Annotated in this window: 7 protein-coding genes; all 7 read right to left on the bottom strand. The window is 76.2% G+C overall.

Annotated features, from left to right (window positions below):
• Nucleotides 1–359: 359 nt before the first annotated feature.
• Nucleotides 360–911 carry a bacterial proteasome activator family protein gene (locus HCJ92_RS19475; RefSeq protein ID WP_167934916.1) on the bottom strand — a complete coding sequence of 184 codons (552 nt, stop codon included), beginning with the start codon at nt 909–911 and terminating at the stop codon, nt 360–362.
• Between the two features lie 156 nt (nt 912–1,067).
• Nucleotides 1,068–1,715 carry a PadR family transcriptional regulator gene (locus HCJ92_RS19470; RefSeq protein ID WP_167934915.1) on the bottom strand — a complete coding sequence of 216 codons (648 nt, stop codon included), beginning with the start codon at nt 1,713–1,715 and terminating at the stop codon, nt 1,068–1,070.
• 218 nt (nt 1,716–1,933) lie between these two features.
• On the bottom strand, nt 1,934–2,476 hold the full coding sequence (locus tag HCJ92_RS19465; protein WP_167934914.1) for a hypothetical protein: 543 nt from the start codon (nt 2,474–2,476) through the stop codon (nt 1,934–1,936).
• 1,108 nt (nt 2,477–3,584) lie between these two features.
• Nucleotides 3,585–4,586 carry an NAD(P)H-quinone oxidoreductase gene (locus HCJ92_RS19460; RefSeq protein ID WP_167934913.1) on the bottom strand — a complete coding sequence of 334 codons (1,002 nt, stop codon included), beginning with the start codon at nt 4,584–4,586 and terminating at the stop codon, nt 3,585–3,587.
• Between the two features lie 283 nt (nt 4,587–4,869).
• Nucleotides 4,870–5,982 (bottom strand): potassium channel family protein, encoded by a 1,113-nt coding sequence (locus tag HCJ92_RS19455; RefSeq protein WP_167934912.1) that lies wholly within the window; start codon nt 5,980–5,982, stop codon nt 4,870–4,872.
• Nucleotides 5,979–8,036 (bottom strand): molybdopterin molybdotransferase MoeA, encoded by a 2,058-nt coding sequence (locus HCJ92_RS25115; RefSeq protein ID WP_245241016.1) that lies wholly within the window; start codon nt 8,034–8,036, stop codon nt 5,979–5,981. The genes HCJ92_RS19455 and HCJ92_RS25115 overlap by 4 nt, the downstream gene beginning before the upstream one ends.
• The coding region (locus HCJ92_RS19445) for a DUF6457 domain-containing protein (RefSeq protein WP_167934911.1) at nt 8,033–8,773 on the bottom strand (741 nt) is incomplete at its 5' end. The genes HCJ92_RS25115 and HCJ92_RS19445, both read right to left, overlap by 4 nt.

Here is an 8,773-nt window from a genome sequence, read left to right as displayed (position 1 = left end):
GCGCCGGCGGCGGCGACTGACGGGCCGCGCGCGCCCGGCTCGCGAGCTCCGGCTCACCTCGACGCCCGCCACGACGGCTCCGGCCCTCGCGGCGGGCGTCGCCGCGTCACCGGACGTCGCGCCGTCACCGGGGATCACAGCGTCACCGCCCCGGGAACGGCGAAGGCCCCGCCCGGCACCCCGTGCGAGACGGGGGCGGGCGAGGCGTGACATCGGGTGGGGTCGAGCAGTACGGCAGTCGCAGGTCCGGCGGCGCCCCGAGAACGACTCGGCGTGCGACCTGACCACGCACCCCGGGCCCGGTCGGACCTCAGGGACCGTAACCGCCGGGCGGCGGGGACAGGGTCGGAGGTACGGCGTCAGAGGTACGGCCCGGAGGACCCGGGCGGCACGCCCTGGCCGGGCTCCTCCAGCGAGGCGCCGGCGGGCAGCGCACGCCGCATCTGCTCCAGCTGGGCCCGCGCCGCCATCTGCTGCGCGAACAGCGTCGTCTGAATACCGTGGAACAGGCCCTCCAGCCAGCCCACCAGCTGCGCCTGTGCGATGCGGAGTTCGGAGTCGGTCGGCAGGCTGTCCTCGGTGAACGGCAGCGACAGCCGTTCCAACTCGGCGATCAGCTCGGGGGCGAGACCCTCTTCGAGTTCCTTCACCGAGGAGGAGTGGATCTCCTTGAGGCGGGCGCGGCTCGCCTCGTCCAGCGGCGCCGCCTTCACCTCTTCCAGCAGCTGCTTGATCATGGAACCGATCCGCATGACCTTCGCGGGCTGCTCCACCATCTCGGTGAGCGGTACCTCCGCCTGCTCGCCCTCGCCGCCGCGCGGTGCGGCGCTGCCGAGGGCCATGCCGTCGGGCCCCACGACCAGGACGTGCGGGCTCTCCTGCTGCGGCGGATCGTTACTGGGCTGCGTCATACCCCCATCATGCACGCCCGGGGGCTCCCCCTTCGCGGCGACGGTGCCCCTCAGGCCGTCGCGGGGCCGACCCGAGCCGGCACGGGGCGACGTCGGCGGGCGACGGGCCGACGCCGAGGGGGCGCGGACGCCGTGGCCCGCGCGCGGGACGGCCCGTCAGCCGGCGTCGCGGTGCCCGCCCTGCCCGTGGGAGGCGGCGGCCCGGTCCTCCTCGACCACGACGTCGTCGGGGTCGGGCAGCACCGGCGCGCCCTCCGGCGGCTCGGGGTGGGTGGCGGCGAACCGGATCAGCCGGGTCTCGCAGTGGTCGAGCCACCGCGCCTCGGCCTCGGACTGGAAGATCAGCTGCTCCAGGACCAGGAGCCAGGCGATGTCGTCGCGGTTGTCGGGCCCGGAGGCGAGCGCGCGCGCCTTGAGACGCGTGTAGTCCTGCATCGCCCGCAGGGTGTGGCGGCGTTGCCCCTGGATGATGGCGACCAGGTCCACCCCGGGCGCGCCGACGGCCATCGCGAGCTTGATGGCCAGTTCGTCGCGGGCGGGCTGGGAGCGGTCCACCGGTCGTGTGTACCACTCGGCCAGCTCACGACGGCCGTCCTCGGTGATCGCGTAGAGCTGCTGCTTGCCCTCGCGCTCCCCCTGCGGCACGACGAGGCCGTCCCGCTCCAGGCGGCCGAGAGTCGTGTAGACCTGCCCGATGTTGAGCGGCCAGGTCGCCCCCGTCCGCGTCTCGAACTCCGACCGCAGCTGCGATCCGTAGCACGCACCGCGCTCCAGGAGCGCCAGCAACCCGAACCTAATTGACATACTGAGTATGTATACCGGGTCGGAGACGCATCGCAAAGTGCGGGGTGCCCGAAAACCCACCGCGCCGTGGCCCGCACCGTCCGACGCGCTGCCCCTGAGCCGCCCGGACGGGCAGCTCGGGGAGGGTGGACCGGCGTCGGCGGGGCCCGGCGAACCGCGACACGCCCGGGCAGGACGATGGGACCGGAATCTCCACTCCGCCCCGGAGGCGCCTCCGGTCAGTCCCGCCGCAGCCGGAGACCGACCATGCCCAGCCCGAGCCCCAGGCAGGCGAGCCCGGCACCGAGCGGCAGTACCTCCACCAACCGGCCGGAGCCGGGTTCCACCTCACGACCGCCGCTGGTCCGCTGCTCGTCCACGGGGACGCGCCCGATCGGCGGCAGCGCCCCCGGCACCGACCGCCACGAACCACCGGCCGCCGCCAACGGGACGGGGTCACCGGCGGGATGCGGCGCACCCTGCCCGTCCTCCGCCTCCCCGTGGGCGCGGGAATCGCTCGCGCTGCCCGCGGTGTCCCCGGCACCGGCTTCGCGATCGTGGGCGGCGTCGAGCGCGGTCGCCGGACCGGTGGGCGGCGCAGCGGTGCCCGCCGCGGCGGCGGTGGCATCGGCAGCGGAGGGAGTAGGGGGATCGGCGACCGCGACCGCCGGCGGGGACCCGTCGCCGGGGGCGACCAGTCCGCCCAGCGGACCGGCCGCGACAGCGGCGGTCACGACGTCGGCGGCCCCCGCCAGCACCTCGCTCAGGACGTCGGGAAGCATCCCGGGAAGCTGCTCGGGACGCGGCAGGGCCGACGCGACGACCGCCGCCGGCCCCGCCCCACCGGCGGTCGGATGCTGCGAACCATTCACGGGCGCGCCGCCGGCGAGCGCCCCGGCGGCGGTCGCCGACGCGTTCCACCGGCCACCGCCGGGAGCCGGCACGGCCTCACCCACCGGCATCGTCTCCCCGGCGGAGTGCGGCTGCTGCGGGGCCGGCGCCGATACGGGCGCCCACGTCGTCACCGGCGTCGAGAGCCCTGACGGCGCCGGTGCTCGCCCCGGCGGATCGGCGGCCGGCCCGGCGAGTGAGGTGGGCTCGGTGACCCGCGGTCGGGGGCCGACGGCCGACCCGACGAGATCGTGGGCGCCGGCGGCCACCTCCCGGGCGGACGGCCCGCCGTGCGGTGCGCCACCGGGTGCGGTGGGGCCGTCTCGAAGGACGACACGCGACTCACCGCGCGTCTCCGGCGAACCGTTCGACCCGATCGAACCCTTCGGCCCGTTCGGCCCCTTCGGCCCGTTCGGCCCGTTCGGCCCGGCCGGCTCCGGGGATGCGGAGTGACGGACCGTCGGACGGGGGCGGGTTTCGCCCGTGACCTCGTCGCCCTCTGCGGCCCACGCCACGGAGGGGGGCATCATCGTCGCGGTCAGGGCCGCCACCAACACCGCGAGTCGCGCCCAAGCGTTCACAGCCCCGGCCTCCGCAGACGGTCCGACAGTGGAACCAGCGTTACATATGTAGATCAAAGCGGCATCCCGGTACGCGGGCCGTCGAGCAGTGGGTGACCACCTCCCCCTGAACGGGTTAGTTTCGCCGGTTCGGCCGTGGGAAGCGGCACAGCAGCGCATGGCCGGCGCAGCAACCGGCCGGACGCCGCCCGGCTGGTCCCGGCGGCGCCCGGCACACCGGCCGAGCCCTGCGCACCGGTTCCGCCCCGCCGCGTGGCATGCCAGCCCCGCAGTCCGCGGCCGGGCGGTCCGGTGGCACCCGGTCCGGTGGCGCGCATCCCCGCCCTCCCCTGCCGGGCGGGCGCCCGCTACCGGTCCGGGCTCACCGCCCGCCCTGAGCTCCGCCCGTCGGCACGGGCGAGACCACGCGCCCGACGCCTCAGGCGTCGGTGACCAGCAGCAACTTCCCGATATGGCCGCCCTCTTCCAACGCACGGTGGGCGTCGGCCGCCTCGCGCAGCGGCATGACGCGGTCCACCACCGGGCGCACCCGGCCGTCCTCGATCAGCGGCCAGACGTGGGTGCGGACCGCCGTGACGATCTCCGCCTTCTCCTCGGCGGGCCGCCCCCGCAGCGAGGTGGCCGTCACCGACGCGCGCTTGGCCAACAGGGCTCCGAGGTTCAACTCGCCCTTGACGCCGCCCTGGAGGCCGATGACGACCAGCCGGCCGCCCGTCGCCAGCACCTGCACGTTCTTCGGCAGGTACTTGGCGCCCATGAGGTCGAGGATCACGTCCGCTCCCCAGCCGTCGGTCGCGGCGCGCACCTCCGCCACGAAGTCCTGCTCGCGGTAGTCGATCAGGATCTCGGCACCGAGCTCGGCACAGGCGGCGAGCTTCTCCGGCCCACCGGAGGTGACGGCGATCCGCGCGCCGACCGCGCGGGCGAGCTGGATCGCCATCGTGCCGATGCCGCCGGCGCCGCCGTGGATCAGGATGGTCTCCCCCGGCCGCAGCCCCGCGGCGGTCCGGACCCCGGCGAGGTTGAAGACGTTGGACCAGACGGTGCAGGTCACCTCGGGCAGGGCCGCGGCGGTCGCCAACTCCACCCCCGCGGGGACCGGGAGAAGCTGCCCGGCCGGCACCACCACGCGCTCGGCGTAGCCGCCGCCGGAGAGCAGCGCGCACACCTGGTCGCCCGGCTGCCAGCCGACGACGCCCGGCCCGATCGCGGCGACGGTTCCGGAGCACTCCAGCCCGGGGTAGGGCACGGTGCCCGGCGGGGGGTCGTAGTGGCCCTGCCGCTGGAGCAGGTCGGCACGGTTGACGGCGGTCGCGGCCACCTGCACCACAACCTCGCCGGGGCCCGGCTCCGGATCCGGGACCTCGGTCCACTCCAGGACCTCGGGCCCGCCCGGCTCAGTGATCGTGATCGCATGCATGGCGCCGAGGCTACGCCCCGGGACCGTCACCGCCCGGGACGGCGGGCCCGGTGCGCCGCTCCGGGCGGACGCGACCTCGGCGCGGGGCGCGGGGGGCGGCGCCGGAGGGGCGTGAACCGGGTGCGGAGAGCCGCCCGTTCGGGGGTGGGCAGCCCCAACGGGCGGGGCGGGCGCGGCCGGTCAGCGGCGGGGTCCGGGCGCAGCAGGATCGAGGGGCCGGGCCGAGCCGGGCCGGGCGGAGCGGCGCGTGGCGCTCCCCACCGGGCGGGGCGGGCGCGGCCGGTCAGCGGCGGGGGATGCGGAAGGAGCCCGGCCCCTGGTCTCCGGGCCGGTCGCCGGGCCCCGTCCTCGGATCGTGACTGACACGCCGGATCACCACCAGCCGGTCCTCCAGCTCCAGCGTGCCCAGGTTCGGGTCGTCGAACGGCAGCAGGCGGTGGCCACGTATCACCGACACCACCAGGTCCTCCGCCTCACGCGGCGAACGCCCGGCCTCGGCCCGGGTGACCGGGCGCTCCTTCAGCGCGAGTCCGCTGCCGGGCTGGATCAGGTCCTCCATCACCGAGCCGGAGCTGGGACTCACCACCGACAGACCGAGCAGCCGGCCCACGGCCGAGGCGCTGGTGATCACCGAGTCCGCGCCGGACTGCCGCAGCAGCGGCACGTTCTCCGACTCCCGGACGGAGACCACGATCCGCACGGCGGTCGACAGCTGGCGGACGGTCAGCGTGACCAGCACCGCCGTGTCGTCGCGCTGCGCGGCGATGACGACCTGCCTGGCACGGTCCACCCGGGCGCGCAGCAGGACGGAGCTGCGGGTGGCGTCGCCGGCGACGGCCGCGTATCCGTCGGCGTTGGCGTGGTCGATGACGGCCGCGTCCGGGTCGACCACGACGATCCGGTCCTGGGTGATGCCGGTGCGCATCAGCGTCTCGGCCGCCGAACGGCCCTTGGTGCCGAAGCCCACGATCACCGTGTGGTCGCGCAAGGTCTTCCTCCAGTGGGCGATCTTCCACTGCTCGCGGGTGCGTTCCGTCAGCACCTCCAGCGTGGTGCCGACCAGGATGATCAGGAACAGCACGCGCAGCGGTGTGACGACCAGGGCGGTCATCAGGCGGGCGGTGTCGCTGTAGGGGACGATGTCGCCGTAGCCGGTGGTGGAGAGCGAGACGGTGACGTAGTAGAAGGCGTCGATCGCCCCCACCTCGCCGTTGTTGTTGTCGTGGTACCCGTGCCGGTCGAGGTAGACGACGAGGAACGCCGTCAGCATCACCAGGTTGGCGAGGATCAGCCGCTTCACGACCTGCAACAACGGGCCCGCGATGTGACGCGGCAGCCGCACACCGTGCGACTGGTCGTCGGCGTCGGAGCGGGCGGGCCGGACCGGAATCCTCATCCGCGTGGCAACTCCACGAGCGGCACCCGCTGTCCCAGCGGCGCACCGCCCGGTGGCACCAGCGCGAGTGCGTCGGCGCCCGCGAGACCGCGCAGCATGGCGGGGCCGGAGAACCGCACCGGCCGTGCGCGGGGCGTCCGGCCGTCGCGCCGGCCGCCGAACCCCGTGGAGAACCGCGGCGACTGCGTCGGTTCGGCGGCGGGGTAGCGCACCGGGACCACGCGCGTGTCGGTCTCGTGCCCGACGACCTCCTCGGTCAGCTCGACCGCCGGCAGTGGCAGCAGCTCCCGACCGGCGAGCGATGCCAGCAGCGGAGCCGCCAGCGTGAGCAGTCCCGTCACCGCGGCGAGCGGATTGCCGGGCAGTCCGACCAGCGGTCGGCCGTCGGGCAGTTCGGCGAGGAGCATGGGGTGGCCGGGACGGACCGCGACGCCGTCCACCCGGAGCCGTGCGTCCAGTCGGTCCAGCACCGGGCGCAGCTGGTCGGCGGGGCCCGCGGCGGTGGAGCCGGTGGTCACCACCAGGTGGGCGCGGCTGGTGGAGACCGCCTCGTACAGCGCCTCGGCGTCGTCGCCGAGGCGGCGGGTCACCAGCACGTCGGCGCCCAGCATCGTCAGCCACGGCCCGGTCATCGGTCCGAGCGCGTCACGGATACGGCCGCCGGCGGGCAGTCCGCGGTGCAGTAGTTCGTCGCCGAGGACCAGCACCTCGACGCGCGGGCGGGGATGGACCGTCAGCTGGTCGTACCCGGCGGCGGCTGCCAGGCCGAGGACGGCCGGGGTGACGGCTGTTCCGGCGGGGAGCAGTTCGGTGCCGGAGCGGCACTCCTGGCCGCGCGGCCGGATGTCGGCGCCCGGTTCGGGGTTGCGGCCCCGGAGCTGTCCGGCGCTCACCCGGCCGCGCTCGCTGCGCAGCACGGCGGAGGTGGCGGCGGGCACGCGGGCGCCGGTGGCGATGGCGACGGCGAGGCCGTCGGCGAGGGGTTCCGGCTCCGCCGAGCCGGCCAGCACCGCGGGCGGGGTCTGCGGACGCGGCGGGTGCGCGGGTGGCGGTGGCACGGCGGCGTCGGTGGCGGGCGCGGTGAGCGCTGCGTCGGCGTCGGCGTCGGTCTCCGTCGCGGTCGTGGCCGGGCCGTCGGCGTCGGTCGTGGCCGGAGCCGGAGCCGGGGTGGTGGCGTCGTCGGATGGCGCGGTGGCGGGCGTGGAGGCGGTGGTCGGCGAGGAGGCCCTCTCCTGGTCGGCCTCCTCGTTCCGCGGCTCGGCCATCGGGGTGACCAGATGCCACGGCCCCGGCCCGGACACCGCCCAGCCGTCCATGGCGGAGGTGTCGAACGCCGGCAGGTCGGTCAGTGCCGGCAGCGGCTCGGCGAGGGTGTGCCCGAGCGCCCGTTCCAGCGCCCGCAGCGCGGCCGGCAGCGGGCGCACCGCGCGGAAGGCCGTCTCGCGGGCGGTCTGCCAGTCCGGCGCGCGATGCCCGGACCGGTTCCACTCCGCGAGCAGCGGGGGGAGCGCCAGCTCGTCGACCTCGGCCTCCACCGGGGGCGCCGCCGGGCGGTCCGCCGGGTCGGGGTCGGGCGCGGGCAGGGGGTTCCGGGCGGGCGGCTGGGCGGTGCCGCGGGCGCGCGGAGGTTCGGCGACCACCGGGGCGGTGTCGCGGTCCGGGGCGATGTCCCTGCCACCGTCCGTGTCAAGGGTGTCGGTGTCGGTACCGGCCGGATCGGTGTCGGTGTCGGTGTCCGTGTCGGTGCTGCCGCCGTCCGCCTCCACGTGCTCACCGGCCGTCCGGGCGGGGCGGTCACCCTCCAACCAGACGTCGTACCAGTCGTCGTCCGGCTCCCCGGCCTCGGCCCCCACGGGGTCGGGAGCCGGCGCCGGCTCCCGCGCGGGCCGTACCCGTTCCGCCCGGGGAGCGTCGTCGAGGTCGAGGAAGAGCGCCGGGTCCGGGTAGGGGTCGGCGGCGGCACGCAGCCGGGCTGCTTCGCCGCTGTCGCGACTGTCCCGGGTGACGGCCAGCCCGTCGGCGAGCGCGAGCGCGTCGTCGAAATCGTCCTTCATCGGCCCTCCGACCCGTCGAGCGCGCGTTCCCCGGGCCCGGTGGCTGCACCGGGCGGCGGGGGACCGGCGTCCGCCCCGTGCTCCTCCTGCCAGCGCGCGGCGAGGGCGCCGATGCGCCTGGCCGCCTCGGCCGGGTCGGTCCCCGCGCTCCCGGCGGCGTAGCCGAGCAGATAGGTCGTCAGCGGCGCGGCGGGCCTGGTGACTCCGTGTGCCGCGTCGCGGGCGGCGTCGAGCAGCGCGCCGGTGTCCACGTCGGTGTCGATGTCGAGCTCGGCCTTGACGGCGGCCAGCCATTCCTCCAGCACGCGACCATCGTCCCTGATGCGGGCCCGCGCGGCGGCGATGTCGGCCCAGGTGTCGCAGTCGGCAGGGCCGTTCGTGGCGCCGGGGAGGCGGTGGACGCGCAGCGCCGCGGGCAGCAGCCGCAGCGGCAGGCCGTCCAGCGTGCCGTGCTCGGCGCGGATCTCCGCCAGTGCGGCGAGCAGTGGTACGACGCGGTAGCCGGCCGCGAGCGTCTGGTCCCGGCCCCCGGCGTCGACCGGCACCACGGCGTCGGCGATGCGGGGCGGGTCGGTGACGGCTGCCACCGACTCCGCGGTGAGGAACGGCAGGTCAGTGGCGAGGACCACGGCCACGGGTGGGGCGTCCGCCGCGGGCGGGGACCCCAGGTGGTGGCCGAGTCCCGCGAGGCCGGCGGCGAGCGCGGCGAGCGGGCCGCCGCCGGGCGGGTCCTCGCG

The organism is Streptomyces spiramenti, from assembly GCF_012034385.1.
Taxonomy (GTDB): domain Bacteria; phylum Actinomycetota; class Actinomycetes; order Streptomycetales; family Streptomycetaceae; genus Streptomyces; species Streptomyces spiramenti.
The sequence above is the reverse complement of the archived record's forward strand: the minus strand, read 5'-3'. Positions and strand labels throughout refer to the sequence as shown.

Bases quoted from the DNA above. Each gene is read 5' to 3' on its own strand.
- HCJ92_RS25115 (WP_245241016.1), bottom strand. From the start codon at position 8,036: ATGAAGGACGATTTCGACGACGCGCTCGCGCTCGCCGACGGGCTGGCC.
- HCJ92_RS19470 (WP_167934915.1), bottom strand. From the start codon at position 1,715: ATGTCAATTAGGTTCGGGTTGCTGGCGCTCCTGGAGCGCGGTGCGTGC.
- HCJ92_RS19455 (WP_167934912.1), bottom strand. From the start codon at position 5,982: ATGAGGATTCCGGTCCGGCCCGCCCGCTCCGACGCCGACGACCAGTCG.
- HCJ92_RS19460 (WP_167934913.1), bottom strand. From the start codon at position 4,586: ATGCATGCGATCACGATCACTGAGCCGGGCGGGCCCGAGGTCCTGGAG.
- HCJ92_RS19475 (WP_167934916.1), bottom strand. From the start codon at position 911: ATGACGCAGCCCAGTAACGATCCGCCGCAGCAGGAGAGCCCGCACGTC.
- HCJ92_RS19465 (WP_167934914.1), bottom strand. From the start codon at position 2,476: ATGCTTCCCGACGTCCTGAGCGAGGTGCTGGCGGGGGCCGCCGACGTC.